This window comes from Streptomyces sp. NPDC017056 (assembly GCF_044332485.1).
In the GTDB taxonomy this organism is placed as follows: domain Bacteria; phylum Actinomycetota; class Actinomycetes; order Streptomycetales; family Streptomycetaceae; genus Streptomyces.
Genome location: NZ_JBIRPD010000004.1, coordinates 305520 through 331547 on the forward strand (window position 1 = coordinate 305520; position 26028 = coordinate 331547).

At 74.2% G+C, this 26028-nt stretch carries 25 protein-coding genes; 10 read left to right on the plus strand and 15 right to left on the minus strand.

Translation table 11 applies throughout. The annotated features are described in order from the left end of the window. Window positions 1-67 precede the first annotated feature (67 nt). The 5 genes from ACH4OW_RS09845 to ACH4OW_RS09865 all read left to right on the plus strand — a co-directional run bounded on the left by ACH4OW_RS09845 (window position 68) and on the right by ACH4OW_RS09865 (window position 4651). Window positions 68-496 carry a CBS domain-containing protein gene (locus tag ACH4OW_RS09845; protein WP_360123853.1) on the plus strand — a complete coding sequence of 143 codons (429 nt, stop codon included), beginning with the start codon at window positions 68-70 and terminating at the stop codon, window positions 494-496. Between the two features lie 91 nt (window positions 497-587). Then, window positions 588-2069: a bifunctional phosphatase PAP2/diacylglycerol kinase family protein gene (locus ACH4OW_RS09850; protein ID WP_398026396.1), complete on the plus strand. Its 1482-nt coding sequence runs from the start codon at window positions 588-590 to the stop codon at window positions 2067-2069. Window positions 2070-2149: 80 nt separating this feature from the next. Continuing rightward, a complete protein-coding gene (locus ACH4OW_RS09855; protein WP_360123859.1) occupies window positions 2150-2965 on the plus strand; it encodes a class I SAM-dependent methyltransferase in 816 nt (271 codons plus the stop codon). Between the two features lie 69 nt (window positions 2966-3034). Further along, a complete protein-coding gene (locus ACH4OW_RS09860; RefSeq protein ID WP_398026398.1) occupies window positions 3035-4234 on the plus strand; it encodes a CapA family protein in 1200 nt (399 codons plus the stop codon). A 66-nt stretch (window positions 4235-4300) separates the two neighbouring features. Further along, window positions 4301-4651: a VOC family protein gene (locus ACH4OW_RS09865; protein WP_398026400.1), complete on the plus strand. Its 351-nt coding sequence runs from the start codon at window positions 4301-4303 to the stop codon at window positions 4649-4651. 130 nt (window positions 4652-4781) lie between these two features. Here the strand turns inward: ACH4OW_RS09865 and ACH4OW_RS09870 are convergent, their stop codons facing one another. Continuing rightward, on the minus strand, window positions 4782-5705 hold the full coding sequence (locus tag ACH4OW_RS09870) for an NADP-dependent oxidoreductase (protein WP_398026644.1): 924 nt from the start codon (window positions 5703-5705) through the stop codon (window positions 4782-4784). Between the two features lie 274 nt (window positions 5706-5979). On the opposite strand from ACH4OW_RS09870, the gene ACH4OW_RS09875 reads away from it, so the two are divergent. After that, window positions 5980-6660, plus strand: a complete 681-nt coding sequence (locus ACH4OW_RS09875) for a hypothetical protein (RefSeq protein ID WP_398026402.1) — start codon at window positions 5980-5982, stop codon at window positions 6658-6660. Further along, window positions 6657-7802, plus strand: a complete 1146-nt coding sequence (locus ACH4OW_RS09880; RefSeq protein WP_398026404.1) for a glutamate dehydrogenase — start codon at window positions 6657-6659, stop codon at window positions 7800-7802. The genes ACH4OW_RS09875 and ACH4OW_RS09880 overlap by 4 nt, the downstream gene beginning before the upstream one ends. A gap of 15 nt (window positions 7803-7817) precedes the next feature. Here the strand turns inward: ACH4OW_RS09880 and ACH4OW_RS09885 are convergent, their stop codons facing one another. The 7 genes from ACH4OW_RS09885 to ACH4OW_RS09915 form a co-directional block, all read right to left on the minus strand. Then, a complete protein-coding gene (locus tag ACH4OW_RS09885) occupies window positions 7818-9158 on the minus strand; it encodes a cytochrome P450 (RefSeq protein WP_398026406.1) in 1341 nt (446 codons plus the stop codon). A gap of 115 nt (window positions 9159-9273) precedes the next feature. Continuing rightward, window positions 9274-11337 (minus strand): DUF5107 domain-containing protein, encoded by a 2064-nt coding sequence (locus ACH4OW_RS09890; protein ID WP_398026408.1) that lies wholly within the window; start codon window positions 11335-11337, stop codon window positions 9274-9276. Between the two features lie 108 nt (window positions 11338-11445). Beyond that, window positions 11446-12351, minus strand: a complete 906-nt coding sequence (locus ACH4OW_RS09895; RefSeq protein WP_398026410.1) for an arginase family protein — start codon at window positions 12349-12351, stop codon at window positions 11446-11448. A 100-nt stretch (window positions 12352-12451) separates the two neighbouring features. Beyond that, window positions 12452-12829: a glyoxalase superfamily protein gene (locus tag ACH4OW_RS09900; protein ID WP_398026412.1), complete on the minus strand. Its 378-nt coding sequence runs from the start codon at window positions 12827-12829 to the stop codon at window positions 12452-12454. After that, a complete protein-coding gene (locus tag ACH4OW_RS09905) occupies window positions 12829-13371 on the minus strand; it encodes a GNAT family protein (RefSeq protein ID WP_360123886.1) in 543 nt (180 codons plus the stop codon). The genes ACH4OW_RS09900 and ACH4OW_RS09905 overlap by 1 nt, the downstream gene beginning before the upstream one ends. Window positions 13372-13472: 101 nt before the next feature. Next, window positions 13473-14234 carry a 4'-phosphopantetheinyl transferase family protein gene (locus ACH4OW_RS09910; protein ID WP_398026414.1) on the minus strand — a complete coding sequence of 254 codons (762 nt, stop codon included), beginning with the start codon at window positions 14232-14234 and terminating at the stop codon, window positions 13473-13475. A 64-nt stretch (window positions 14235-14298) separates the two neighbouring features. Continuing rightward, window positions 14299-14502, minus strand: coding sequence for a hypothetical protein (locus ACH4OW_RS09915; protein WP_398026416.1), 204 nt, complete (start codon window positions 14500-14502; stop codon window positions 14299-14301). A 240-nt stretch (window positions 14503-14742) separates the two neighbouring features. Between ACH4OW_RS09915 and ACH4OW_RS09920 the strand changes: the two genes are divergently transcribed. The 3 genes from ACH4OW_RS09920 (at window position 14743) to ACH4OW_RS09930 (ending at window position 16884) form a co-directional block, all read left to right on the plus strand. Continuing rightward, window positions 14743-15270 (plus strand): TetR/AcrR family transcriptional regulator, encoded by a 528-nt coding sequence (locus ACH4OW_RS09920; RefSeq protein ID WP_398026646.1) that lies wholly within the window; start codon window positions 14743-14745, stop codon window positions 15268-15270. Between the two features lie 149 nt (window positions 15271-15419). Beyond that, on the plus strand, window positions 15420-16607 hold the full coding sequence (locus tag ACH4OW_RS09925; protein WP_398026418.1) for a cytochrome P450: 1188 nt from the start codon (window positions 15420-15422) through the stop codon (window positions 16605-16607). A 70-nt stretch (window positions 16608-16677) separates the two neighbouring features. Then, entirely contained in the window at window positions 16678-16884 is a 207-nt protein-coding gene (locus tag ACH4OW_RS09930; protein WP_398026420.1) for a ferredoxin, read from the plus strand. Here ACH4OW_RS09930 and ACH4OW_RS09935 read toward each other — a convergent pair. The 7 genes from ACH4OW_RS09935 to ACH4OW_RS09965 form a co-directional block, all read right to left on the minus strand. Beyond that, entirely contained in the window at window positions 16881-18761 is a 1881-nt protein-coding gene (locus ACH4OW_RS09935) for a CocE/NonD family hydrolase (protein WP_398026422.1), read from the minus strand. The two genes, ACH4OW_RS09930 and ACH4OW_RS09935, sit on opposite strands and share 4 nt — an antisense overlap. A 270-nt stretch (window positions 18762-19031) precedes the next feature. Continuing rightward, window positions 19032-19727 carry a lipoprotein gene (locus ACH4OW_RS09940; protein ID WP_360123903.1) on the minus strand — a complete coding sequence of 232 codons (696 nt, stop codon included), beginning with the start codon at window positions 19725-19727 and terminating at the stop codon, window positions 19032-19034. Window positions 19728-19935: 208 nt separating this feature from the next. Next, window positions 19936-21927, minus strand: coding sequence for an LpqB family beta-propeller domain-containing protein (locus ACH4OW_RS09945; protein ID WP_398026424.1), 1992 nt, complete (start codon window positions 21925-21927; stop codon window positions 19936-19938). 156 nt (window positions 21928-22083) lie between these two features. Continuing rightward, window positions 22084-23463: a M20/M25/M40 family metallo-hydrolase gene (locus ACH4OW_RS09950; protein WP_398026426.1), complete on the minus strand. Its 1380-nt coding sequence runs from the start codon at window positions 23461-23463 to the stop codon at window positions 22084-22086. Then, a complete protein-coding gene (locus ACH4OW_RS09955) occupies window positions 23456-24289 on the minus strand; it encodes a M55 family metallopeptidase (RefSeq protein WP_360124225.1) in 834 nt (277 codons plus the stop codon). Before ACH4OW_RS09955 ends, ACH4OW_RS09950 begins: the two co-directional genes overlap by 8 nt. Window positions 24290-24499: 210 nt before the next feature. Beyond that, window positions 24500-25105, minus strand: a complete 606-nt coding sequence (locus tag ACH4OW_RS09960; protein WP_360123911.1) for a hypothetical protein — start codon at window positions 25103-25105, stop codon at window positions 24500-24502. Window positions 25106-25280: 175 nt separating this feature from the next. Then, window positions 25281-26012 carry a class I SAM-dependent methyltransferase gene (locus tag ACH4OW_RS09965; protein WP_398026428.1) on the minus strand — a complete coding sequence of 244 codons (732 nt, stop codon included), beginning with the start codon at window positions 26010-26012 and terminating at the stop codon, window positions 25281-25283. Window positions 26013-26028: the final 16 nt, after the last annotated feature.

A 26028-nucleotide genomic window follows, 5' to 3' on the forward strand; every position in this document is an offset into this window, starting at 1 on the left:
GCCCCGGGCCGCCCGGCCGTCACCGCCGTGCCCCACCATCGGCCCCAACGAGAGAAGGCGATCAGCAATGGCACAGTTGGTAAGGGACGTCATGACCCCGGCCGTTGCGGCGGTCCTGCCGGATGCCTCGCTCGTCGAAGCGGCGCAGCTGATGCGCGCGCAGGACATCGGCGACGTCCTGGTGGCGGAGGACGGCGTCCTGCTGGGCGTGGTCACCGACCGCGACATCACGCTGCGCGCGGTGGCCGACGGCGTCGATCCGCTCGCCGTGTCCTGCCGCTCGGTGTGCACGCCGGAACCCGTCTGTGTCGGCCCGGACGAGCTCATCAGCGCGGCGGTGACGCTGATGCGCACCAACGCGGTCCGGCGGCTGCCGGTGGTCGAGAACGGGACGCCGGTGGGGGTGGTCAGCATCGGCGACCTGGCCAGGGCCCAGGACCCGGACTCGGCGCTCGCGGACATCAGCCGGGCCCGCCCGTCCGATTCCTCACGATAGGAGCCGGTTGCAGATGAGGCAGACGAGGCGGACGACGCCAGGCACGGTGGGGTTACTGTCTGCGCCGCGCCCTTTGGGGTACAGGTGGCGCATGCGAAAGCTGCTGAGCACCTGGGACCGCGAGATTTTCGACAGCGTCGCGTCACGGCACTGGCCGGGCGCGCAACGCGTGCTGCCACGGCTGACCCGCACCGCCGACCACGGTCTCCTGTGGATGGGGATCGCGGCGGGCGCGGCCGCCCTCGGCGGGCGGCCCGTGCGGCGGGCCGCGCTGCGCGGGGTGGCGTCGCTGGCGGCGGCGTCGGCGACGGTGAACACCCTGGGCAAGCGCTCCGTACGGCGCGACCGGCCGCTGCTGGACGCCGTGCCGGTCATACGGCAGCTGGGCCGCCAGCCCTTCACCACGTCCTTCCCCTCCGGCCACGCGGCCTCCGCCGCGGCCTTCGCCACCGGCGTCGCCTTCGAGAACAAGTGGTGGGGCCTGGCACTGGCCCCGCTCGCCGCCTCGGTGGCGTTCTCCCGCGTCTACACCGGCGTCCACTACCCCGGTGACGTGCTGGCAGGCGCCGCGCTCGGCGTGGGCGCGGCCCTCGCGGTACGCGGTCTCGCGCCGACCAGGGCCCAGCTGGCGCCCCCGGCGCGGCCCGCGGCCGACGCGCCCTCGCTGCCGGGCGGCCGGGGGCTGTTCGTGGTGGCCAACCACGCGTCCGGGCAGCGCACGGGGCCGCGCCCCGACCGGGTGCAGGAGGTGCGCAACGTCCTGCCGAAGGCCGAGGTCGTGCTGTGCGGCGACCCGGAGTCCCCGCCGGTCGACAAGGCGCTGGAGGAGGCCGCCGAGCAGGCCAAGCAGGCCGGTGGCGCGCTGGGCGTACTGGGCGGCGACGGCACGGTCAACGCCGCGGCGGTGGTCGCGGCACGGCACGGCCTGCCGCTGGCGGTGCTCCCCGGCGGCACCCGCAACCACTTCGCGTACGACCTGGGCGTCGAGACGCTCGGGGACGCCGCGCGCGCGGTGGAGACCGGGGAGGCGGTCGCGGTGGACCTGGCCGGGTTCCGCACCGCGCCGGGCGGCGAGCCGAGCTACTTCCTGAACACGTTCTCCATCGGCGCGTACCCGGAGCTGGTACGCGTGCGGGAAGAGTGGGCGGGCCGGATCGGCGCCTGGCCGGCCGGGGTGCTGGCGGCCTGGAAGGTGCTGCGCACGGCCGACCCGGTGACGCTGGAGGTCAACGGGAAGCGCCGGGAGGTGTGGCTGCTGTTCGCGGGCAACTGCGCGTACCGCGGGCTCGGCCTGGCGCCGGTGCGCCGGCACGACCTGGCGGACGGCGTGCTCGACGTACGCGTGGTGCACGGCGGGCGGCTGGCCCGTACGCGGCTGTTGACCGCGGCCCTGACGGGTGCGCTGCGGCACTCCCCCGTCCTGAGCGAGTCCCGGGTGCGCTCGGTGCGGATCGGCGGCCTGGCGGAGGGCGGCGTGCTCGCGTACGACGGCGAAGTGGCGCCCGCGCCGCGCGAGTTGACGATCTGCAAGGAGAACGAGGCGCTGACGGTCTACCGCCTGCTGCCCGAATAACGAGACGGCGTTCTCAGGATGCGATCGCCCGGCGTACGGTTTCCCCACCACCGACCGGGAGCGCGAAGGAGCCGTCCGCCATGCCGCACGAGTCCGCCGTCTACACCCACGGCCACCACGAGTCCGTCCTGCGCTCGCACACCTGGCGCACCGCCGCCAACTCGGCGGCGTACCTGCTGGACGCGCTCCAGCCGCACATGGAGGTCCTGGACATCGGCTGCGGACCCGGCACCATCACGGCCGACCTGGCCGCGCTGGTGCCGGAGGGCCGGGTGACCGGACTGGAGCACGCGCCGGACGTACTGGAGCAGGCGCGGGCCACCGCCGCGGGGCGCGGCCTGGACAACGTCCGCTTCGTGACCGGCGACGTCCACGCACTGGACTTCCCGGACGGCTCCTTCTCCGTCGTCCACGCCCACCAGGTGCTCCAGCACGTGGGCGACCCGGTCCAGGCGCTGCGCGAGATGCGGCGCGTCACCGCGCCGGGCGGGTTCGTCGCCGTCCGCGACGCGGACTACGCGGCCATGACCTGGTACCCGGCGGTCGACGGCATGGACGGCTGGCTGGACCTGTACCGCCGGGTAGCCCGCGCCAACGGCGGCGAGCCGGACGCGGGCCGGCGGCTGCGCGCCTGGGCCCGCCGGGCCGGCTTCGCCGACTCCGCGATCACCTCGTCCGCCTCCGCGTGGTGCTACGCGACGCCCGGGGAGCGGGCCTGGTGGAGCGGGCTCTGGGCGGACCGCACGGTGGCCTCCGCGTACGCCGGGCTGGCGGTCGACGGCGGCCACGCCACCGCGGGCGAGCTGGCACGGATCGCGGACGCGTGGCGGGAGTGGGGCGCACGGGAGGACGCCTGGTTCGGCGTCCTGCACGGCGAGATCCTCTGCCGGGTCTGACCCGAACGCCGGGTCTAACCCGAACGCCGGGCCTGACCCGAACGCCCGCATATTTCCGTATCACCCTCCATGTCGCGGTATGAAGGGTCCGTGACACGAACGCACGGACCGGCCGTCCTGGCCGCCCTGGCGGCGGTGACGCTCCTGGCGGCGGGCTGCGGCCCCCAGCAGCCCGCCGCCGGACGGCCCGGCGCCGGCACCGCCTCCCGGCAGCCCGCCAAGGCCGCCGTACCCGGCGGTTTCACCCTCCTGGCCACCGGCGACGTGCTCCCGCACACCGAGATCATCGAGCAGGCCCGCAAGGACGCGCACGGCGGCGGCCACGACTTCGGCCCCATGCTCGCCGGGGTCCGCCCCCTGGTGACCGGCGCCGACCTGGCGATCTGCCACATGGAGACGGTGTACGGCGAGAACAGCGGCCCCTTCACCGGCTACCCTGCCTTCGTCTCGCCGCCGCAGGTCGCCGCCGCCCTCAAAGCCACCGGCTACGACTCCTGCTCCACCGCCTCCAACCACACCCTGGACGCCGGGGGCGCCGGGGTGCGCCGCACCCTCGACGCCCTGGACGCGGCCGGCGTACGGCACGCCGGCTCCGCCCGCTCCGCCTCCGAGGCCGCCCGCCCCGCCCTCCTCAAGGCCGGCCGCGCGACGGTCGCCCAACTCGCCTACACCTACGGCACCAACGGCATCGCCCTGCCCGAAGGGCAGCCCTGGGCGGTCGGCCTCATCGACCGGGACAAGATCCTCGCCGATGCGCGGGCCGCCCGCCGCGCGGGAGCCGACGTCGTCGTGGTCAGCCTCCACTGGGGCACCGAATGGCAGCAGGAACCCGACGAGCAGCAGCGCACCCTCTCCCGCGCCCTCACCGCGGCCCGGACCGGCGGCCGCCCCGACATCGACCTGATCCTCGGCACCCACGCCCACGTACCGCAGGCGTACGAGAAGGTCAACGGCACCTGGGTGGTGTACGGCATGGGCGACCAGCTCGCCGGCTACATGTACAACCCGCAGGGCGCGGTGGACTCCCGCGGCAACCAGAGTTCGATGGCCCGCTTCACCTTCGCGCCGCCCGGCAAGGCGGGCGGGCGCTGGACCGTGGCCACGGCGGAGTTCGTCCCCCAGCTCACCGACGTCGACCACGCGTTCCGCGTCGTCCCGCTGGCCCAGGACGCGCCGCGCGGCAGCACGCACGCGCGGGCCCGCGACGCGATCCGCGAGACCGTCCTTTCGCGCGGCGCCGCCGACGACGGCCTCGTGATGACCGGCTGACGCCGCCCGGCGACGTAATTCCCCAACTGATCGCGTGGCGCAGGCGCCCCAACTACGCTCGTCCCCATGGACATTCTGGGGACCTCCTTGCGGGTGTGCGTGACCGACCTCGACGCCGCGATCGGCGTGTACGAACGGCTGACCGGCGCCGAGGCGATGCGCTTTCGGCACGGCGGCGTCTCGGTCGCGGCCGTCGGCTGCTTCTTCCTGATGAGCGGCCCGGAGGAGCAGCTGTCGATCCTCAGGAAGATCACCGCCACCCTCGCCGTCAAGGACGTGGACGACGCGGTGGCCGACCTGACGGCGGTCGGCGCACAGATCATCGCGGGCCCGCTGCCGACCCCGATCGGCCGCAACCTCGTCGCCCGCCACCCCGACGGCTCGGTCTTCGAGTACGTCGACCGGAAAGCGGCGTAAGGACCGGCGACCGCTCCCATGACGGGCCGGCAGCGGTTTCGCCGTTCACCGAACCGGGCGCGTGGGAGCGCCGGTTCGCGCCGCCCGAGCCGGGGCCGGCCGCCACCTGACGGCCGCCACCGCCCGCCCGTCAGGAGACCTCCACCACGATCTTGCCGCGCGTGCGGCCCTCCTGGCTGCGGCGGAACGCCTCGGCCGCCTCGGCAAGCGGCAGCACCGTGTCGACGTTGACGGTGAGCTTCCCGGCGTCGGCGAGGTCCGCCAGCGCGGTCAGACCGGCGCTGTCCGGCCGCACCCACACCAGGTGCCCGCCCTTCTTGCGCACGTCGCCGTCGACGACGGAGACGACCCGGGAGGTGTCTCGCAGCAGCTCCTGCGAGACGTCGACGGCGCCGTCGCCGACGAAGTCCAGGGCCGCGTCCACCCCGTCGGGCGCCAGCTCCCGCACCCGCTCGGCCAGACCCTCGCCGTACGTCACCGGCTCGGCGCCGAGGGAGCGCAGGAAGTCGTGGTTGCGCTCGCTGGCCGTGCCGATGACGCGGGCGCCGCGGGCCACCGCGATCTGCACACCGAGCGAGCCGACGCCGCCGGCCGCGGCGTGCACCAGAACGGTCTCGCCCGCGGTGACGCCGACCCGGTCGAGCGCCTGGTACGCGGTGAGCCCGGCGAGCGGCAGTCCGGCCGCCTGCTGCCAGTCGAGCGCGGCCGGCTTGCGCGCCAGCGTCCGCACGGGGGCGGCGACCAGTTCGGCGAACGTGCCCTGCTGCACCGCGTCCTTGCGTACGTATCCGATCACCTCGTCGCCGACCTCGAACTCGGTCGCGTCGTCGCCGAGGGCCTCGACCACCCCCGCCACGTCCCAGCCGGGGATCAGCGGGAAGTGCACGTCCATGATCGGGTCGAGGTAGCCCGCCAGCACCTTCCAGTCGACGGGGTTGACGCCTGCCGCCTTGACCCGCACCAGCACCGAGTCCGGCGCGACCTTGGGGACGGGCCGGTCGGTGTAGTGGAGTTGGCCGGGGTCGCCGTAGCTGTTCGCGATAACTGCTTTCATGGTCATGCTTCCCAACGTAGTCGCTCGAAGAAGCCGCAGGGGCTCGCCTCCGGTGGCCGCGCCGTGCTGTTCCCGGCCGGTACGCGATCGTGGGCCCCGGCGCGGCCCATGATGCGCAACGGCCTTCGCCGTGCCGGTGTCACCCGAATGGCCCGCGCGTGGTCGTTCCGGGCCGGGAGGTGTGTTCGCGTGGAAGGTGGTCGGCCCGTACGGGGGCACGGGGCCGACCAGCGGAGCGGACCCGCTGGTCTGCCCCTCACCGACAGGAGCCGTCATGCCTTTGCCACGCTGGGCCCGTATCGTCGTGCCGTCCTGTGCGCTGGTCGCCGGAGGATGTGTCCTGTCCTGGGCCGGCGCGGCGGCCGGGGTGGCCCCGAGTGTGCTGCCCGCTCCCCAGGTGAAGGTCGGCAAGGCGCAGACGGACTTCTGCCCGACCGCGGCCGCCGGCAAGGCGCTGGCCGATCAGGGTGTGACGCTGGAGGCGAAGAGCCCGGCGCAGGTGACCGACGTCGGCGGGCGCCGGTGCGTGCGGTTGCCGATCACCAAGGGCGAGTTCGCGCTGGACCTCGGCAAGGGGTCCGTGCCGGCCGACGGCGGCCTCGTCTTCCGCAAGGCCGGGGGCCGCAGCGTGTCCTTCACGGACCTGGCCTTCGACTTCGGCACACACACAGCCAACGGCACGGCCACCGCCGACGGCGCCAAGGCCGGCCGGGCCGGGCAGCAGCAGACGGAGCTGTTCGGCTTCGCCTTCCAGGCGGACAAGACCAAGGTCGACCTCGCCAAGGGCTCGGCCCAGGGCGCCGCCGCCCTGACCCTGGGCACGGGCGGGCACAACGCCCTGAGCAACGCCTTCGGCACCAGCCCGCTGTCCGCCGGGAGCACGGTGTTCGACGCGACCGCCGGCGGTGACGTGGCCCAGGCGGCGCAGACGCTCTCCCGCACCCTGCTGCCGTGACGGGTACGGGAGGCGTCCTCGGCCGGACCGTCGCAGGCGTCCGCGAGCAGGACGCCGCCGGGCGCTTGCGTGTCGCGCTCCCCCCGCGGTTCTGCCCGCTCCCCAGTGCCGTACATCCGGACGCCCGCCTGCTGAACGCACGCGCGGCGGTCTGGCTGAACGGGTACGGCCTGTGCCGGGACGGCGCGCAGCGGGTGCGGATGGCCGGCAACGACGTCGGGGGCTTCTACGGCAGGATCATGCCCAGGGCGCCGGCCGACCGCCTCCAGCTGGCGGTGGACTGGTGCGCGCTGATGTTCGCCTTCGACGACCTGCACTGCGACGAGGGGCCGGCCAGCCTGCGCGCCGGGGACTTCGCGGGCTTCGCCACGCGCCTGCTGCGGGTGCTGGAGGCACCGGGAACGGTGCCGGACGGAGCCGGGGACCCCTTCCTGCGAGCGGCGGGCGACCTGGCGGCACGGTGCCGCGCCGAGGGCACACCGGTGCAGATCAGGCGCATGGTGGACGGCCACCGCAGTTGGTTCCTCGGCGTGCTGTGGGAGTTCGGCTGCCGCCTGCGCGACCGTACGCCGTCGCTCGACGACTACGCCCGTCTGCGCCAGCACACCGCGGCCGGCACGGCGACCACCAGTTGGATGGAGGTCGTCGACGGAGCGGAGATCCCCGGCGCGGCGATGGATTCCCCCGTGGTGCGCGCGCTGAGCGAACTGGCCTTCACCACCGCGGCCTTCGACGACGACCTGTTCTCCTACGGCAAGGAACGCTGGCTGGCCGCCCGCGCCCCGCGGCCCGCCCGCTGCCGCCTGAACCTCGTCGACGTACTGGCCGCCGAGCACGGCCTGGGCCTAGAAGCGGCGATGGCCGCGGCCGCCGACCTGTGCGACCGGCTGACGCTGCGTTTCGTCCGGCTGCGCGACCAGGTGCTGCCCGGAGCCGGTGAACCGCTGCGGCACTACCTCGACCACCTCTCCCACCTGGTCCGCGGCAACCTCGAATGGGGTCTGCGCGCCGGCCGCTACACCAACCCGGACGGCCGGCACCCCGAAGCCGTCCGCACCACCGGCTCCTTCACCCTGACCGCCCCCCGCAACGACACACCCCCACCGGTCCCGTCCATCGCTTGGTGGTGGGACCGTTTCTGAGGCCGCGCCGAACCGTCAGTGCGGAGTGAGCACCAGGCCGACCCGGCTCCGCGGGCGCAGCGCGACCGCGGCTCTGGGCTCGGCCGGGGCCGGCACGGCGATGCGGAAGCGGCTCGTCATCGCGGCCACCACCAGGGCCGCCTGCTGGAGGAAGAAGGACTGGCCGACGCACTGGTGGGGCCCGTCGCCGAAGGGCAGGTACGCCAGCGGATGCCGGCCGCGGACGCGTTCCTCGGCGAAACGGCCCGGGTCGAAGCGCAGCGGCCGCTCCCAGAAGGCGGGCAGCCGGTGGGTCAGGTAGGGGGAGAGCACCACGGTGGCCCCGGCCGGGATGGTCACCCCGTCGACGACGTCCGCGGCGACGGCCGTCCGCGGCACCGCCCAGGCCATCGCGTACAGGCGGCAGACCTCGGCCAGCACCCTCCGGGTGAACACCAGCCCGCGGGCGTGCTCGGGCCGGAGCGGCCCACCGCCCACTACCGCGTCGGCCTCGCGGCGGACCTCCGCCGCGACCTCCGGGTGGCCCGCTAGGGCGACCCAGGCCCAGGTCAGGGTGAGGGCGCTGGACTCCGAACCGGCCACGAACAGGGCCACGATGTCCTCGGCCACGTGCGCGTCGCTCAGCGGGCAGCCGTCGGCGTCCGCGCCGTCGAGCAGCCTGCTCATCAGGTCCGGACCGCCGTGGTGCTCGTGCCGCGCCCGGCTGATCAGCGGCAGCAGGATCTCCCGGACCGTACGGGCGGCGCGGGTGAAGGAACGGTCGCCCGGCATCGGCACCGCGAGGGGCACGAAGGGCAGCGCCATCCGCCACAGCAGCGAGTCGAACGCGACGGCGACCGCCGCGGCGAGCCGGTCGCACTGCTGCTGCGGAATGCGCGAGCCGAAGAAGACCGGGTTCACGACCCGGAGCACGACGTGGGTCATCTCCGCCAGCGCGTCCACCGTCGCGCCCGCCGCCACGCGCCGCTCCAGGTCCGCCACCGCGCCGGCGACCGAGGCAGCCGTGGCGTCGGCGAGGGTGTGCGCGCCGCCCGACAGGCACTGGCTCCACAGGTCGCGGCTGGCCCGCCAGCGCGGGCCCTCGCCCGTGATCCCGAGCCCCGTCAGCCGGCCCATCGCCTTCCACATCGCCGTGCCACGGCGGTAGTTCGCACCGTGGGCGCGCAGGACGTGCCGCAGGTGGTCGGGGTGGGTGACCAGGAAGGGCCGGAAGGTGCCCAGGTCCAGCCGGGTCAGCGCGCCTCCCGACTGCCGCCCGGTACGCTCCAGCATCCCCAGCGGTCCGCCTGCCCGCAGCCCGTCGAGGACGCGCCCCAAGGGGACGGTGTGCAGCCGGTGGCCGGCATGAGCGGGCATGGCGGTGCTCCTTCCCGGCGCGGTGGGACGGATTCGGCCGAAGTGGCGTGCGCGTACGGCCGGGCGTGCGCGGCCCCGCACCCGTACGGCCCTTGAGCCACACTTTACTCACGCTTCACGCGCTTTGTCCGCCTTGTCCCGTCGGCCGTCCGGGGGCCGTGCCGCACACCGCCCGCATCCGGAAGTCGTAGTTCTCAGGAAGCGGATGCCGTGTGCGGGCCTCGGCGCGGACGGCTTCGGTGACGGGGCCCGAGCCCGCCGTGAGGCGTTCGGCGATGGCGTACCAGGTGTCGCCGAGGGTCTCGTCGCCCTCGCGGAGGTCGGGGACCTCGAAGCCGCGGTCGAAGAGGGCACGGGCGGCGCCGGCGTCGCCCCGGGCGAGGGCGGTCCGGGCCGTCAGGAGGACGAAGCGGCCGTCGGCGCGGACGTCCGGGGGCAGGCGGTCGAGGGCGGCGGCGGCTTCGTCGGCGCGGCCGGCGGCGAGCAGGGCGGGGACGGCTTCGCGCACCAGGGCCGCCAGGAGGGGGCCCGCCGCCTCGCCGTCCTCTTCGCCGTGCGAGGCGCAGGCGAGTGCCTCCGCGTAGCGCTGGGCCGCGCGGGCCGTTTCGCCCGCGGCTTCCTCGGCGACGGCGAGGCAGTACAGGGGGCGGCAGTCCGTGCCGTGGGCCAGGGCGCGTTCCCAGCTGCGGACGGCCTGGGCGCGGTCGCCCGCGTGCCACTGGGCGATGCCCAGGTGGTAGTCGGTGCCGGGGCCGGGCGGGGCGGATTCCAGCAGGTCGCGCCACGGCGCGGCGACCAGCGGAGCGACCGGCACGCCGCCGCCGCGCGGGAAGTCGCCGGTGTGCAGCAGCGTCAGCCAGGGTTGCTGCTCGGGGCCGATGGTGGTTTCGGCGAAGGGGGTGCCGGGCAGGTCGTGGCCGGTGCGGGCGCGTTCCAGGGCGCCCCAGCCGGAGCCGGTGGCCAGCGTCTCCTTCGGTTCGAGGTCCGCGTACGGCCGCCAGGTTTCGTAGGCCGCGTCGATCCGCTCGCGCGGGAGCCGCTCTTCGAGCCGGTCGCCGACCTCGCGGCGGGCCGCCGGCCAGTCCGTCCCGTGCACCGCCGCGGGGTCGGCGGCGAGCGGTCCGTACGCCTCCAGCCAGGCGAACTCCGCGCCGCCTTCGAGCCGTACGTGCTCCAGCTGGGTACGGGCCAGGCCCGCCTGGATCTCCGCGTAGCCGCCGCTGCCGGGCTCGGTGAGCCACTGCTGCCAGCGGCGGCCCGCGCGGCCGGCGCCCCACAGGAAGAGCTTGCGGCCGCGCAGCGTGTCGGTGGAGGTGTGCACCAGGCCGTGGCCCGTGGCGTCGAGCGAGGCGATCCAGCGGCGCTCGCCGTCCGGGATGTCGTAGAAGTGGTCGGCGGGGAACTCGCTGCGCAGCGGGTACGTACGGTCGGCGCCCTCGGACTCGGGTACGGGGACGCGGCGCAGCGTGTGCTCGTACCCGAAGTGCCAGGCCGCGTCGGCCGGTGCGAGGACGCGGGTGTGCTCGGTCTCGGGTACGGCGATGTTGGTCCACCAGTAGGCGGGGGCCGCGTTGAGGTGGGGGTTGCGGATGCGGACGCCGGCGTAGAGGAAGTCGGAGCCTTCCGGAAGCCACAGGTCCACTTGGAAGGGGAGGTTCCGCAGCCGTTCCCACTCCCACAGGCGCAGCATCTCGCCGCCGTCGGGCGCCGGTACGGTCGCGGCGTGCACCGGGGCGCAGGAGAGAGTGGTGTGTCCGGTGGCGCCGGTGTTCCACTCGATGCCGCCGGAGAACCAGGCGCCGTTGAGCGCGAAGTTGGCGGGCTGGAGCACGGGGTTGCGGTACAGCAGCTCGCGGCCGGTGGGCTTGTGGTGGAGCGAGTGCACCCGGCCGCCGAGGCCGGGCAGGACGGTGGCGCGCAGCCGGTCGTTCTCGATGACGAGGGCGTCGAGGGCCGTTGCGGAACGCGTGCGTCCGTAGCCGTCGCGGATGCTCACGGGCAGCAGGGAGTCCAGCGGCTCGTAAGCGAGCTGGCGGGCCATGTCGGGCGGCAGGTCCGTGCCTTCGGGCAGCGTGACGCGGTGGACGTCACCCGGTGCGCGCACGGCGGGCAGCGGGTTGGCCGGCCCGACGGGCGCTGCGGGAAGGGTCAGGGTCGTGCGTCGCACACTCGTGGCCACGGCTGCCTCGCATGGTTGTACCGGGCCGCCTCGGGTGCGGCGGCCGCTTGTTGACCATGGAACCCTGTCGGCGGGCGCCTGAACAGGGCTACTTGTGGCCAGATGTGGTCAAAGTCGCACAAGAACGCTTTCGAGAAGGTCGGCCAACAGCTTCGCGCCGGCGCCCTCGGGGTCGAGGTCCGGGTCGTAGATGGCGAGGTCGAGGCCCGCGCAGCGCGGGGAGGCCGCCAACGGGGCGAGCAGCTCGTACAGTTCCCCGGTACGCAGGCCGCCGGGGTCGGGGCTGTCGACGGCGGGCATCACGGACGGGTCGAGCACGTCCGCGTCCAGGTGGATCCAGAAGCCGTCCGGTGCCGTGCCCTGGAGGTCGCGCAGGACCTTGCGGGCGACGGCGTCCGGGCCCTGTTCCCGGATCTCGCCTGCCGTGCGGTGGCCGATGCCGAGCGAGGCCAGCTCGGGCCGGTCCGCGTCGTCGTCGCGGATGCCGAGGATGTGCAGGTCGGTGTCGCGCACGTACGGTGCCAGGCCGTCGATGCCGGTGAGGTCGGCCTGTCCGCGGCCGGTGATCTGGGCGGCGCCCTCGCCTGCCGCGGCGCCCACGGGGCCGTTGCGGCCGGTGTTGCCGGGGTGCCGGAAGTCGGCGTGCCCGTCGAGGTAGGCGACGCCGTAACGGCCGGCGCGGCGCAGGCCCAGTACGGCGCCGAGCAGGATGGAGCAGTCGCCGCCCAGCAGGACCGGGAACTCCCCCGCCCGCACGTGCGCCTCGACGCGGCCGGCGAGGCGGCGGGTGTAGTCCGCGATGGCGGCGGCGTTGAAGTCGCCGTTACCCTCCCGCCAGCCGCTCAGGTCGTAGCGGGGCGGCGTCACGACCCCGCCTTCCAGGGCGCCGAGCCGCCGCAGCAGGCCCTGTTCGCGCAGCGCGCCCGCCAGCTTGTAGCAGCCAGGCACGGTACCGGGCGCGGGCGGGCGCAGGCCGAGGTTGGAGGGGGCGTCGAGGAGCACGATGCGGCGCATTCCGCCATCTCACCTCACCGGCGCCCGGTCTTCAACAGGGTTCGGGCGGGAGGCCGGTGGGTATCGCGCCGCAAGATCAACAGGAAGGGCCGCTGACGGCTCACGCCGCCGGCGGCTCGTTGCACCTCAGCTGGTTGCCGAACGGGTCGGTGAGGGTCAGCGTCAGCCCGATCTCGCCGTCCTCCTCCAGGCCGGGCTGCAGGAACGGGTAGTCCTTGGCCGCCAGTTCGGCGTGCAGCGCCCGTACGCCGCTCAGTTCGGCGTACACCACCGTGCCCGGCGTCCCGTCGCCGTGGTGCTCGGACAGGTGCAGGACGAGGCCGCCGCGCGAGACCTGCGTGTACAACGGCAGTTCCGGCGCGAAGCGGTGCTCCCAGTCGACGGTGCAGCCCAGGTAGCCGAGGTAGAACTCGTGCGCCTTGGCCACGTCGAACACGCGCAGCACCGGTACGGGGGAACGGAAGGTGATCTCGGACATCAGGCAGCCTCGAACATGTCACTGGTGATGGCCCAGCGTTGGTGGTCCCGCCAGGCGCCGTCGATGAACAGGAAGTCGGGCGAGCAGCCCTCCAGGCGGCAACCCGCGCGCCTGACCAGGGCGATCGAGCGTTCGTTGGCCGGCTGAATGTTGATCTCCAGGCGGTGCAGCCCCAGCTCGCCGAAGGCGTACCCCATGGCGAGCCGCAGCCCCTCGCTCATGAGCCCCCGCCCCGCGGCGTGCGCGAAGGCGCCGTAGCCGACCGCCCCGCAGCGGAACGCGCCGAGGACGATGTTGTTGATCGTCAGGAAGCCCGCGATCCGGCCGGTCTCGTTCGCGCAGACCAGGAATCCCTCGCGGGTCGGTTCCCGCAGCTTGGCGAGGTAGCCGTCGTACGCGGCGGCGGTGACCGGCGGCGAGAGCCACGGCCGGTGCAGGGACACGCTCTCCCGCGCCCGCGCCGTGAACTCGTCCCGGTCCGCGGCCGAGAAGTGCCGCAGCGACACCCGCGGCCCCGTGGCGAGATAGTGATCGTCGGCCATCGTCCGATCCTATGAAGCCACGGGGGCGGGCGCCAGGCGATACGGACAGGTGCGCGAGTCGCGCCACCCCCGGCGCGGCCGCACCGGGCCGCCGGAGCCGGTCACGGCGTGGCGGTCGCCGTGCGGGTCGCGCAGGCCGCCGTGTACCCCTCCGGCACCGACACGTCCGCCATGTCCCAGCCCGGCACCGCGACCGGCAGCGGTCCCGCGCCGACCAGGGTGGTGGTCATCAGGTCGCCCGCCAGGCCACTTCCCGTGCCCTTCAAGTACGCCTCCTTGCGCGTCCAGCAGCGCGCGAAGGCGGCGGGACGCGCGTCCTCTGGGAGAGCGTCCAGCGTCGCGCGCTCCTGCGGGTGGAGCATGCCCGACACCTCGGCCACGGTACGGGGCGACGCCGGCCTCTCGATGTCCACGCCCACGGGCGTGGGGGCGAACCCGAGCAAGGCCATGTCGCCGGTGTGGGAGAGCGAGAAGTGCAGGGGGATCTCGGCGCCGGCCAGCGCGGGGCGGCCGTGCGGCTCGTCGCAGCAGGGGCAGGGCTCGCGCACGAACCGGAGCTCCGCCGGGTCGCGGTCGAGGTACGCGCCGAGCAGGCGGCGCAGCGCGCCGTGGGAGGTGGCGTACGTGTCGCGGTCGCCGGGCCGTACGAACGCGGCGGTCCGCTCGCGCTCGGTCCCGTCCAGCACGGCGGTGTCGTGCAGCCCGGCCCCGGGCACGGTGCGGACCAGCCACAGCGACACCGGCTGCCCGCCCCCGGCCGGCAGCGGGTCCGGCAGCGCGGCCGCGTCGTACACCTCGGGTATCAGGGCGGGCCGCACGGTGCCACGCTCCTCGCTCAAGGCCCAGGCATCGCCCGTGGTCATCGGTCGCTCTCCCTCGTCCTGTTTCTCGCGCGCCCGTCCGGAGCCGGCCGGCGCGGCCGCCCGGTCACGGCCGTATGCGGTGACCGTACCCGGCTTGCGGGGCGCGCGCGGCCAACTCGCGCTCCCCGGCGCTCGGTGCGGCCAGTGCCAGGCGGCGGTGGGTACGGCGGAGCAGCGCGCGGGCGAGGACGGGGTGCGCGCGGCGGACCACCGCGAAGGAGAGCCGCCCGCCCGTGCCGTGGGTCCGTACGACCGTGCTCAGCGTCACCCGGCCCTCGTGTCCCGCGGTCCGCTCCCCCGTCCCGGGGCTCTCGACCAGGACCGACGCCCGGAAGTCCAGGTGCCTGGCGTCCCGGCCGAGCAGGATCTCCCCGCCGTCCGCGGTCTCCGCACGGCCCAGCCCGGGGAACGCGCCGCGCAGCACCCCCTTCCAGGCAGCCGCGGGCCGGGCACCGGGGCCGGGCGCGGCAGCCGGGCGGCGGCGCGGCGCGGCGGCACCCGCCGGCGCCTGACCGCCGAGGACTGGGCCGACGCCGCCCTCGCCGCCCTCGGCGAAGGCGGCCTGGCGGCGGTGGCCGTGGAGCCGATCGCCACCCGCCTCGGCACCACCAAAGGCAGCTTCTACTGGCACTTCGCCAACCGGGACGCCCTGGTGGAGGCGGAAGCCGACCCGGAACGGCGGCTGCGCGGGCTGTTCGCGTACGCGACCGCGGCGGCGGCCGACGACCCCCTGGAGGTCTCCCTCCTGGCGACGGCGGCCGACTCCCGCGTCGCGGCGGTCCTGCGCCGGGTGACCGAGCGCCGCATCGGCTACCTCGCCGGACTCTTCGCCGAACTGGGCTTCCCCGAGGCCGAGGCGCGCCGCCGCGGACTGCTCGCGTACACGGCGTACCTCGGCCACGCCCAGCTGGGGCACGCCGTACCGCAGAACCTGCCCGGCCCCGCCGACCGCGACCGCTACCTGGACTCGGTGCTCGACGCCCTGCTCCACCGGGCGCACACCGGGGCCCACCGGACCGGCACCGAAGCGGAATGACCGCTGCCGCGGCCGGCCGTAAGGAAAACGACAACCGGGCCGACCCCCTGCCCGCCGCCCCCTTATCTCCCCCTGACCCGCCTTCCGACAACCTGGCTCCAGGAGTTCACCGGCTACACCGACCGCGCAGTCCTCTCTCCGGGGGTTCCATGACCGAGACGCTGCCCTTCCCGCAGGACCGCACCTGCCCCTACAACCCGCCCCCCGGTTACCGACCCCTGCGCGAAAAACGCCCGTTGTCGCAGGTGACGCTCTACAACGGGCGCACGGCCTGGGTCGTGACCGGCCACGCCGAGGCACGGGCCCTGCTCACCGACCCGCGGCTGTCCGCCGACCGGCAGAACCCGGCGTTCCCCGCGCCCGCCCCGCGCTTCGAAGCGCTGCGCACCGTGCGGACACCGCTGCTCGGCGTCGACGACCCCGAGCACAACGCGCAGCGCCGGATGCTGATACCGAGCTTCACCCTCAAGCGTGCCGCCGCGCTGCGCCCGCAGATCCAGCAGACCGTCGACCGGCTCCTGGACGCCATGGAGGAACAGGGCCCGCCGGCGGACCTGGTGCCGGCCTTCGCGCTGCCCGTGCCGTCCATGGTCATCTGCGCGCTCCTCGGCGTACCGTACGCCGACCACGAGTTCTTCGAGGCCGAGTCCCGCGCGATCCTGCAGAGCACCGGGCCGCAGGACGCGCTCACGGCGCGCCGGCGGCTGGAGGAGTACTTCACGGACCTGGTGGCCCACAAGCGGGAGCACCCGGGCGACGGCCTGCTGGACGAACTGATCGCCGAGCGGCTGGCGACCGGCGAGATGCGGCACCAGGAGCTGGTGAGCACGGCCATGCTCCTGCTGGTCGCCGGCCACGAGACCACCTCCAACATGCTCTCGCTGGGCACCTTCACCCTGCTGGAACACCCGGAACGGCTCGCCGCGCTGCGTGCCGACCCCTCGCGCGTCCCGGACGCGGTCGAGGAGTTGCTGCGCTTCCTGTCGATCGCCGACGGGATGGTGCGGGTGGCGACCGAGGACATCGAGGTGGGCGGTGCGACGATCCGGGCGGACGACGGCGTCTTCTTCTCTACGTCGGTCGTCAACCGGGACGGCGCGGCCTACGCCTCGCCGGACACCCTGGACTGGGACCGCTCCGCGCGCCACCACGTGGCCTTCGGTTTCGGCATCCACCAGTGCCTGGGCCAGAACCTGGCCCGCGCCGAGATGGAGATCGCCTTCACCTCGCTCTTCGCCCGCTTCCCCGGCCTGCGCCTGGCCGTGCCCGCCGCCGAGGTGCCGGCCAAGCCGGGGCACACCCTCCAGGGCCTGACCGGACTGCCCGTCACCTGGTAGCCGTACGGCTGCCCGCGCCGCCGTGGAAGCACCCGGGACGAACGACCCGGGACGAACGGAAGAGAGCCCCATGAAGATCGACATCGACACGTCCGTGTGCATCGGCTCCGGGCAGTGCGCGCTGACCGCCCCCGGCGTCTTCACCCAGGACGACGACGGCCTCAGCGCCCTGCTGCCCGGCCGGGAGGACGGCGCCGGCGACCCGCTCGTACGGGAAGCCGCCCGCGCCTGCCCGGTCCGGGCCATCTCGGTCTCCGGCTCCGGCGACGCGCTCTAGAAAGCCCCGCGGACGACCACGGGGAGTTCGAGCACCCCGGTCTCCTCGCGCGTACTGCGTACCGTCACCGGTTTGCTCCCGCGGTTGCCGAAGTACGCGGTGTCGCTGGCGGCCAGCACGAAGCGCAGCCGGTGCCCCCGCTCGAAGCGGTGCACGATCGCGGGCAGGTCGACGGTGAACTCCCGGGTGACGTCGGGCACCCTGACCGGGGCCACCTGGCGGTGGATCAGCGTCTTCCCGCCGTTCGGGGCGATGTCGTAGAGCTTGAGGAACAGGACCAGCCGGTCGGCCGCGTCGCCGGAACCCCGCACCCGTTCGGCGGCGGGAGAGCCGACTTCGAGGGTGGCCCGCGGCGCGCCGACCACGTCCACGGGCTGCCCGCCGACCGGCTGCGACGTCCAGTCCAGGTAGGTGCCGCGCGTGTCGTACGGCTTGCGGTTCGGCAGCTTCAGCAGTTCGGCCAGCGAGCTTTCCGAATGACTCGACGCCATCCGCCCGTTGCGGTACTGGCGGCTGCCGGGGACCACGTCCGCCGGGCTGTCCACGAGCCTGCCGTCACCGGACAGGTACAACCGGCGCGGGACGCCGCCGGGGTAGCTCTCCGACGTGGCGTACGCCGGCCCGCGGCGCACCCAGTCCCGGTAGTACGCGAAGGCCGGGCCGGTGTCCGTCTCCCACCTCTGGCGCAGGTAGCGGCCGAACCAGGCGAGGACGCGCCGCCCGACGTAACTGCTCTCGAAATTCCCCTTGGCGAGGTCGAGTTCGCCCTCCGCCGGGTCGGTCATGCCGCCGCTGTGGCCCCAGGCCTGCCAGATCATCTTCGTCTCGGTGCCCTGCGCCCGGAGGGCTTCGTACGTCGCGGCCGCCTCGTTGAGGTTGAAGAGGGTGTCCGCCTGCCCCTGGACGAGCAGGGTGGGGGCCCGTACCGCGCGGAGGTAGGAGACCGGGGAGAGGCTGCGCAGGTAGCGGTGCACGGCGTCCGTGCGGGCCGCCGGGTAGCGCCCCGAGTTCAGCAGTTTCTTGGCCTCGCACGCCCGCGCCACGAAGTGCACGCACCCGGCGCCGCCCTGCCCGGACTTGTCGAGACGCGGGTGGAGCAGCCCCTGCGCCTCGCCGATGAGGTAGAAGCCGTTGGTCCACTGGTGCTTGTACACGCCGGGCCACGGCCCGGACGTGCCGGCCGTGCGGTCCGCGCCGTTGGGGGCCATGGAATAGGCCAGGTCGTGCCAGGTGATCAGCGGGACCAGCGCGTCCACCCGCTGGTCCACCGAGGCGGTGGCCAGCTGGATGGCGCCGCCGTACGAGCCGCCGAACATGCCCACCCGCGGGTCCCCGGGGCCGTCCGCGGTGACGAAGTCGACCCGGGTCCCGTCCTTGGCCGGCCGGGTGCCGGCCAGGAAGTCCAGGATGCGGCTCGCCGCCCGCCCGTCGACCTGCGGGTCGTCGAGGGAGATCGGGCAGCCGGTGCGGCCGAAGCCGAGGCCCGAGTAGGCGAGGGCGGCGTAGCCGCGGGAGGCGAAGGCGCGCGCGATGGCGTCCGTGGAGCCGTCGGACTTGCTGCCGCCGAAGCCGTTGGTGGTCAGGACGGCCGGGGCCGGGTGCGCGGCGTCCACGCCCTTGGGGCGGTAGAGATCGGCGTCCAGGGTGCAGTCGCGGCCGCCGGCCCGCACGGCCAGCTTCACGGTCTTGACGGTGTACGGGGGCTTCCCCTTCCGGGCCGCCGCGGCCGGCCCGGCGGCGGTGAGCGGTCCGACGAGGGCGGCGCACGCCGCGAGGCACACGGTGACGGTGACGGGCAGGCGGACGGAGCGGGTGCGCGGCGCGCGCCGGACGGGTCGGGGCTCGGCACCGGACAGGGCTCGGGACACGCTGGGCACGCAGACCTCCACAACGGCATGCCGTACCAAGCGGTCGGTACCGGCCGGCTCATGGTGTGACACGGGTAACAAACGTGTCAACGCTCGCAAAGGGGATTGTCCCCCTGCCCGGCCAGGACCATCCGGACGGCTCCGCCCGTACCACTCGTTGGGCTGCACGAACAGCGGAGCGCCGCCCCGCCGGACCACCCGTACGAGACCGGCGCGAGCACACCCGGCGTGCGCCGCGGTCGCTCGTTGGGGTGGCGCCCGGCGGCGTACACCCGGCGGTCAGGAAACCGGGGTCAGCGACTTCTTGGCCAGCTCGTACGCCGGGAGCATCTCCTTGTGCTCGGTGTTGTCGAACCCGCCGAGGTGGACGACGGTCGCCCCCTTCGGCGTCACCACGGCGAAGGCCCGTTCCTGCTGGGGCTCGTCCCGGATCGGGCTCTTCACCGTGTAGGCGACCTCTGCGGCGGACAGGCCGCCGACCTTGATGTCGCTGATCTCCTTCTTGTCGACGCCCCGCTCCTCGGCCGTGAAGGCCTCCAGGACCTGGCGCGGCGACTTCTCCGCGCCGTCCGCGACCCATACGCGGATGAACCCGATGTTGCCCGCCGGCTTGGCGTCGATCTCGCACGCGCCCCTGACGGACGTACGGCCCATCAGCTTGCCGAGCAGTTCCCCGTCGTCGGCCGAGAGCCCCTTGGGCTTCCACGCCTTCGCCACGTCGAACGACACCGGCAGCTCGCAGGCCGTGCCGGCGGCCCCGATCCGGGTGCCCTTCTTCCACGCGTCGGCCTTGTCGGCCTTCGCCTTCTCGTCGGCCTTCGTCTTCTCGTCGGCCTTCGCGGCGTTGGCCGGAGCCGAGGCCGAGGGCGAGGCCCCCTTGGCGGCGTCGCCGCCCTTGTCGGCAGTGGACGAGCAACCGGCGAGCACACCGATCGCGAGCACGGCGGCCACCGCGCCCCATTTGTCCTTACGCATACAGGCTTCCCCCCATAAATAGGACTACAGCGCGGTAACTTAACCCGACGACCGTGAAGTGCCCAAACTGTTATTCGAACGGGGAAGTTCCGAGAAATCGCGGATGTCTCCGGGTGCGCGCCTCCGGGGCCCGTCCCGTCTCCACCGGCAGCACTGCCCCAAGGCCGCCGGCCCTCGGCTCCGGCCGGCCTGGGGCGGCCGTGCGCCGCTACTTGGTCAAGTCCAGTACGGCGATGTCCGGTCGGCTGACGCCGAAGGTCTGGGCGTACAGGGACAGTTCCGCTTCGAGCGCGCGGACGATGGTGCCCTCGCGGCGGAAGCCGTGGCCCTCGCCCTCGAAGGCGAGGTAGGCGTGGGCGGTGCCCTGGCCGGCCACCTTCGCGAGGAACCGTTCGCACTGCGCGGGCGGGCAGACCACGTCGTCCAGGCCCTGGAGGAGCAGGAAGGGCGCGGCGATGCGGTCCGCGTGGTGCAGCGGGGAGCGGTCGCGGTAGCGGTCGGGCACCTCGTCGCGCGGGCCGATCAGGCTCTCCAGGTACTGCGATTCGAAGTCGTGGGTGCCGTCCTCGGCCCAGCCCGTCAGGTCGAGGACCGGGTAGCTGATCGTGCCGCAGGCGTACAGGGAGGTCGTGGTGAGCGAGGCCGCGGCGGTCCAGCCGCCGGCGCTGCCGCCGCGGATGGCCAGCCGGTGCCGGTCGGCGGTGCCCTCGTCGGCCAGCGCCTCGGCGACGGCGGCGCAGTCCTCGACGTCCACCACGCCCCACTGCTCGCGCAGCCGTTCGCGGTACTCCCGCCCGTAGCCCGTCGAACCGCCGTAGTTGACCTCGGCGACGCCGATGCCGCGCGAGGTGAAGTAGGCGATCTCCAGGTCCAGTACGAGCGGGGCGTGGCCGGTCGGGCCGCCGTGCGCCCAGACGACGTACGGCGGCAGCTCGCCGTCGGGCGCGCGGTGCCCCGGGCTGTGCGGCGGGTAGATGTGGGCGTGGATGTCGCGGCCGTCGGGGCCGGTGAACGTACGGATCTGCGGCTCGGGATAGTGGACGGGGTCCACGGCGTCGGCGTGCCGGGCCGCGATCACCCGGGACCGGCCCGTACAGGTGTCCAGTTCCACGATCTCGTACGCGCTGCGCGGGCTGGCGGCGACGCCGACCACCCGGCTGCCGTGCACGGCCAGCGAGGGCGCCCACTCCGTCCACGGCCCGGCCGCGTCCACCAGTTCGCCGGTGACCGGGTCGAGGATGCCCAGCGCGGTGGCGCCGCGGCCGTGCACCACGGCGATGGTGCCGCCCTCCAGCGGCAGGAACCAGCGCAGCCCGAGCTTCCACAGCGGGCCGCCGAACTCCTCCTGCCGCGGCCGGCACAGGCGCCTGCCCGGCGTCCCGGCCGCGTCCGGGTCGGCGCGCCGCAGCTCCCACCAGCCGTCGGCGTCCGAGACGTACAGCAGCGTGCCGTCCGCGTCCCACTCGACCTGCGCGACGGACTCGCCGGTTCCGCCGGCCAGTTCCCGTACGCCGGTGAACCGGCCGTCGCCGGTGACGTCGGCGAGCAGGACGACCGTGCCGTCCCACGGCATCCGCGGGTGGTCCCAGGCGATCCACGCCGCCCGCCGCCCGTCCGGCGAGACCCGCGGGCCGGTCACGAAGCGGTGCCGGTCGTCGCTCAGCTCGCGTACCGCCGCGCGGTCGCCGGCCGCCGAGCCGTCCAGCGGCACGGCCGCGATCACCCGGCGCAGGTCGGTCGGCCCGGGGCCGGTGAACTCCTCCAGGACGCACCACACCTCGCCGCGGTCCAGGCGCAGCACCGGGTCGGCCCAGCGCAGTCCGCCGCCGACGGGCGAGACGGGGGTCAGGGGGCGGGGCGCCGCCCCGCCGTCCGGGTCGTACGCGTACAGCCGCTGGTCGGCGAAGTCGCAGAAGACGGCCACCGTGCGGCCGTCCGGGCCCACCGCCCCGGCCCAGGGCTGGCCGCCGTATTCGATGACCCGGCTGCGCACGTTCCAGGGGGCGGGCAGCACCGGCTGTTCCGTGCCGTCGGGCCGCCTGCGGACCAGCGCGCGCCGGCCGCCCTCGGCGGGGCGGGGTTCGGTCCACCACACCTCGTCACCGACCACGCCGACGAACTCGGGGCGGCCGTCGTGCGCGGCGACCATCCGGGCGTCTATCGGGGACGGCCAGGCTCCGTAGGGGGCCGTGGTCACCATGGTGGCGTTCCTCCTTAGGCGTGGGAGCCGCTAAGCCTGTCGTACGCGGGGCCGGGCATCAACCCGTTCGGGTCGTCGCCGTGGTCCGGTGGTGGCCGGAAAGGAACGGTTTCGCGCGGGGCCGCGGGCAGCGCGCACCAACGTTCCGCCGCCGGCTCACGTACGGCCCGGCCGCCCCGTCGCCGACGTCAGGAAGTGGTCCAGGACCCGCACGCCGAAGTGCAGCGCCTCCACCGGGACGCGCTCGTCGACCCCGTGGAACAGGGCCTGGTAGTCGAAGCCAGGGGGCAGCTTGAGCGGCGAGAAGCCGTATCCGGCGATGCCCAGCCTGGAGAACTGCTTGGCGTCCGTACCGCCCGACATGCAGTACGGGACGACGTGCCCGGCCGGGTCGAACCGCTCGATGGCGGCCCGCATCGCGGCGTACGTGGGAGCGGCGACCGGGGCCTGGAGCGCCACCTCGCCGTGGTCGTACGCCCAGGACACCTCGGGCCCGGTCAGCCGGTCCATGGTGGTACGGAACTCCGCCTCGCCGCCGGGCACCACCCGGCCGTCCACGTGGGCGACGGCGTTGCCCGGGATGACGTTGACCTTGTAACCGGCCTCCAGCATCGTCGGGTTGGCGCTGTTGCGCACCGTCGGCTCGACCAGCGCAGCGGACGGCCCCAGCTTGCTGAGCAGCGTGTCCACGTCGAAGTCCGGCGCGTCCACGTTGGTCTCGATGCCGTGCAGGGCGGCCAGTTCGGTGAGCGCGGCACGCACGGTGTCGGTGATCCGGACGGGCCAGCGGTGCTCGCCGATGCGGGCCACGGCCGCGGCGAGCCGGCTGACGGCGTTGGCCCGGTTGACCTTGGAGCCGTGTCCCGCCTTGCCCTCGGCGGTCAGTTTCAGCCACGCGGTGCCCCGCTCCCCCGCCGCGATCGGATACAGCCGCATCCCGCCGCCCGCGTGGAAGGTGAACGCCCCCGACTCGCTGATGCCCTCCGTACAGCCCTCGAAGAGACCGGGATGGTGGTCGGCGAGGAAACCCGAGCCGTCCACGGCGCTGGCCTCCTCGTCGGCCGTGAACGCCAGCACCACGTCCCGCCGCGGGCGTACGCCGGTACGCGCCCATTCCCGGACGACGGCGAGCACCATCGCGTCCATGTTCTTCATGTCGACGGCCCCGCGGCCCCACACGACGCCGTCCGCGACGTCCCCGGAGAACGGGTGCCTGCTCCAGTCGGCGGGCTCGGCGGGCACCACGTCCAGGTGCCCGTGCACGAGCAGGGCCGCCGCGCCCGGGTCGGTGCCCTCGACGCGCGCGACGACGTTCGTACGGCCCGGGCTGCGCTCCAGGAGGACGGGCTCCAGGCCGGCTTCGGCGAGCCGCTCCGCGACGTACTCGGCGGCCGGGCGCTCCCGGCAGTCGCCGCCGCCGCGGTTGGTGGTGTCGATGCGGATCAGATCGGACGTGAACCGCACGACCTCGTCGAGGGCCTGCCGGCCCACCGTGTCGTCCGGGCGGTCCGCCATGTCGTCGGCGCTGTCAGCCATATTGCTCCTCCACCGCCGACGACACGACGGTGGTGACCGTCTTGAAGCAGCGGATCGCTTCGTACATGTTCTCGCTGGTATACGCGACGCGGCGCTCCCCGGTTCGCTCGACACCCGGCACACAGGTCGCCTGGCCCACCAGGTGCTCGGCGTCGAACTCCATCTCGACGGTGAACGGGCCGCCGCGCACCGGGTCGGTGCGCACCGCGAGCGGCGCCGCCTCGCGCGCCGCCGCTCTGATGTCGGCGGCCGTGCGGGCCGGCGTGCGGCACACGGCCGCGTACCGGGACACGTAGTCCTTGACGGCCACGGCCCGCGCCCCGGGCGCGTACCCTGCGGCGTCCTCGCAGGTCCGGTCGTCGCCGGTGACCAGCACCACCGGCACCCCGTACTCGGCCACCACCAGCGAGTTGAGGTACCCCTCACTGGCCCGGGTGCCGTTCACCCACACGCCGGTCAGGGAGTTGGCGAGGTATGTGTGGGCCAGCACGCCCTCCGTGCCGGCGCCCGTGTGATACCCGACGAACGCGACGCCGTCCACGTCGCCGTACTGGACGCCCTCGACCATGCTGAGCGCCTTGTGCTTGCCGCTGAGCAGCTGCGCCCGCTCGTCGAGCTGCTCCAGCAGCAGGTTGCGCATGGACCAGTGGGCCTCGTTGACCAGGACCTCGTCGGCGCCGCCGTCGAAGAACCCGGCGATCGCCGCGTTGACGTCCGAGGTGAACACCGGCCGGAACCGCTGCCACTGGGCGTGGCCCGGCAGGACGTCGTCCGGCCACGTCACCCCGGTGGCGCCCTCCATGTCCGCGGAAATGAGGATCTTCACCATGCACCCGTCCCATCGCAGGTAGGAGGCAGTCCGCTCCCGCACGGCCCCGGCGGGCCACGCCGTGGCGCACCCCGCCGAGCAGGCTTCCCACCATAACCAGGACCGGCCGCCGCGCTCCCGACCTCGGCACGAGTGCGCCCGATCGCCGCAACCCGGCACCGGGCGCCGCGCCACACCCCCGTGGCGGCACGGCACCCGGCCCGGAACTCAGCCCTGGGCGGCCGGGCGGGGCGGCATCCAGTGCCGGACCTCGAAACCGCCCTTCTCCAAGGTTTCGAACGGGGCGCTGCTCTGGCACGTGCCGACGCTGTTCTTCGGCAGGCCGTCCATGGCCCAGCTGTAGCCGAGCCGGTCCTGCTTGCCGGCGTCCAGCACGGTGAAGCCGAACCGCTTGCCTCTGAGGTCGCCGATCTCCGGGAAGCCCGGCGCGTTCGTGAAGTGGGACTCGGTGACGACGCCGGTGGCCACGGCGACAGGTCCGCCGGTCACCAGGCAGTCGATGCGCCCGCGGAAATACCCGCCCCACTTCTTGTCCACGTGGTGGCTGACGAAGAACGTGCCGCTCGCCCGGTCGGCGAAACCGCGCGCGTCGAAGGCGAAGCGGACGTCGTCGCCCGGCCTGCGCTTCAGCTTGCCCGCCCCGGTGAGCGACGGTTCGCCGGCGGTGCTCGCAGCGGCCAGGGGCGCCGGGGCCGGTGCCGTTGCCGCCGGGGCCGCCATCGCCGGAACCTGTATGCCGAGTGTCAGCGCGGTACCGGCGCACAGGGCCAGGGCCGCGGCCGCGGCGACGAGAAGAGGGCGGGAACGGAGCATGCTTCCTCCTGGGGCGTGGGCATCCGGTGGCGGGCCACCGGCCGGCCGGCTGTCCGGCCGTGCACCACGGTGCCGTCCGCCGCTGCCGCCCCACATCGCACTCAAGGCCGGGCCGCCTCCGCCGTACGGGGGAAGCGCGGGGGTACCCACGGCCGACGCGCGGGCGGGCAAAACGTTACGGCCGACCGTTCGCCGCCCCCGCCACCAGCCAGTTCGTGGGAATCTCGATCCGGGAGCCGTCCGCCCGGTACTCGGTCGTCATCAGCGGCAGCCGGCCGGTGGCGATCACCCGCAGGCCGTAGGCGGACAGCAGTTCGGGGACGACCGAATCGGCCATCTCGCCGGGCGCGATGCCGTGCGCGAGAACGGCCAGCAGCTTGCCGGGCGGGCCCTCGGGGCTCCGGGCCAGCGACACGAACACGTCCCTGGACGCTTCGGCGGGTTCGACGGCGAAGATCCGGCCACGGCGGCCCAGCAGCGTCGCGATGTTCTCCACGATCCGGGGCCGGTCCTCCGGCACGCACTGGTGGAGCACGCCGCGCAGGTACACGTTGGCGTCGCCCAGTTCGCCGTGCAGGGCGCGCACGGCCGCAGCGTCGGCCGCGTCCAGGCACCGGTACTCGGCCGCACCCGAAGGATCGTCGGCGCGGGCGCGCCCGACGGCCGCCTCCGAGAGGTCGACACCGATCGCGCGGGGGTACCGCCCGGCCAGGAAACGGGTCTGGGTGCCGTTGCCGCAGCCCAGGTCGACGACCGGGAGCGCGGCATCGAAGTGGTCAGCGAACAGCGGCAGGTGGAGTTCGGCCGTCAGTGACGGGTCGGAGTCCCAGAAGACCTCGCCCTCGCCCTCCGGCGCGTCGCGCCAGAAGCCTTCCCAGGCCCGCAGATAGTGGCTTGAAGCGCTCATGGCCAATTGCTACTGC

Bases quoted from the DNA above. Each gene is read 5' to 3' on its own strand.
- ACH4OW_RS09845 (WP_360123853.1), top strand. From the start codon at position 68: ATGGCACAGTTGGTAAGGGACGTCATGACCCCGGCCGTTGCGGCGGTC.
- ACH4OW_RS09850 (WP_398026396.1), top strand. From the start codon at position 588: ATGCGAAAGCTGCTGAGCACCTGGGACCGCGAGATTTTCGACAGCGTC.
- ACH4OW_RS09855 (WP_360123859.1), top strand. From the start codon at position 2,150: ATGCCGCACGAGTCCGCCGTCTACACCCACGGCCACCACGAGTCCGTC.
- ACH4OW_RS09860 (WP_398026398.1), top strand. From the start codon at position 3,035: ATGTCGCGGTATGAAGGGTCCGTGACACGAACGCACGGACCGGCCGTC.
- ACH4OW_RS09865 (WP_398026400.1), top strand. From the start codon at position 4,301: ATGGACATTCTGGGGACCTCCTTGCGGGTGTGCGTGACCGACCTCGAC.
- ACH4OW_RS09870 (WP_398026644.1), bottom strand. From the start codon at position 5,705: ATGAAAGCAGTTATCGCGAACAGCTACGGCGACCCCGGCCAACTCCAC.
- ACH4OW_RS09875 (WP_398026402.1), top strand. From the start codon at position 5,980: ATGCCTTTGCCACGCTGGGCCCGTATCGTCGTGCCGTCCTGTGCGCTG.
- ACH4OW_RS09885 (WP_398026406.1), bottom strand. From the start codon at position 9,158: ATGCCCGCTCATGCCGGCCACCGGCTGCACACCGTCCCCTTGGGGCGC.
- ACH4OW_RS09895 (WP_398026410.1), bottom strand. From the start codon at position 12,351: ATGCGCCGCATCGTGCTCCTCGACGCCCCCTCCAACCTCGGCCTGCGC.
- ACH4OW_RS09900 (WP_398026412.1), bottom strand. From the start codon at position 12,829: ATGTCCGAGATCACCTTCCGTTCCCCCGTACCGGTGCTGCGCGTGTTC.
- ACH4OW_RS09905 (WP_360123886.1), bottom strand. From the start codon at position 13,371: ATGGCCGACGATCACTATCTCGCCACGGGGCCGCGGGTGTCGCTGCGG.
- ACH4OW_RS09910 (WP_398026414.1), bottom strand. From the start codon at position 14,234: ATGACCACGGGCGATGCCTGGGCCTTGAGCGAGGAGCGTGGCACCGTG.
- ACH4OW_RS09925 (WP_398026418.1), top strand. From the start codon at position 15,420: ATGACCGAGACGCTGCCCTTCCCGCAGGACCGCACCTGCCCCTACAAC.
- ACH4OW_RS09930 (WP_398026420.1), top strand. From the start codon at position 16,678: ATGAAGATCGACATCGACACGTCCGTGTGCATCGGCTCCGGGCAGTGC.
- ACH4OW_RS09940 (WP_360123903.1), bottom strand. From the start codon at position 19,727: ATGCGTAAGGACAAATGGGGCGCGGTGGCCGCCGTGCTCGCGATCGGT.
- ACH4OW_RS09945 (WP_398026424.1), bottom strand. From the start codon at position 21,927: ATGGTGACCACGGCCCCCTACGGAGCCTGGCCGTCCCCGATAGACGCC.
- ACH4OW_RS09950 (WP_398026426.1), bottom strand. From the start codon at position 23,463: ATGGCTGACAGCGCCGACGACATGGCGGACCGCCCGGACGACACGGTG.
- ACH4OW_RS09960 (WP_360123911.1), bottom strand. From the start codon at position 25,105: ATGCTCCGTTCCCGCCCTCTTCTCGTCGCCGCGGCCGCGGCCCTGGCC.
- ACH4OW_RS09965 (WP_398026428.1), bottom strand. From the start codon at position 26,012: ATGAGCGCTTCAAGCCACTATCTGCGGGCCTGGGAAGGCTTCTGGCGC.